Source organism: Psychromarinibacter halotolerans (genome assembly GCF_029168315.1).
In the GTDB taxonomy this organism is placed as follows: domain Bacteria; phylum Pseudomonadota; class Alphaproteobacteria; order Rhodobacterales; family Rhodobacteraceae; genus Psychromarinibacter; species Psychromarinibacter halotolerans.
In genome coordinates this window covers 1-359 of the sequence record NZ_JARGYD010000057.1, presented here as the reverse complement: position 1 = coordinate 359, position 359 = coordinate 1, and the positions used below count along the sequence as shown (strand labels likewise).

Here is a 359-nt window from a genome sequence, read left to right as displayed (position 1 = left end):
CTGGACGTGATGATCCTGTCGGACGTCTCGGGCATCGTGGACGCCGACACCTTCGAACGCCCGATCTACGCGGGCAACGCGGTGCAGACGGTGAAGTCGTCGGACGCCAAGAAGGTGATCACGATCCGCACCTCGACCTTCGACGCCGCCGGCGAACAGGGCGCGGCCCCGGTCGAGACGGTGGGCGCCGCCGAGAACCCCGGCCTGTCGGAATGGGTCGAGGACAAGGTGGCCGAAAGCGACCGCCCCGAACTGACCTCGGCCGGCATCGTCGTGTCGGGCGGCCGCGGCGTCGGTTCGGAAGACGACTTCAAGATCATCGAGGCGCTGGCGGACAAGCTGGGTGCTGCGGTGGGTGC

General features: G+C 68.5%; 1 protein-coding gene. It reads left to right on the top strand.

The window, feature by feature from the left end:
* Positions 1-359: electron transfer flavoprotein subunit alpha/FixB family protein (locus tag P1K30_RS23895; protein ID WP_275635246.1), on the top strand; the 359-nt coding region annotated here is incomplete at both ends.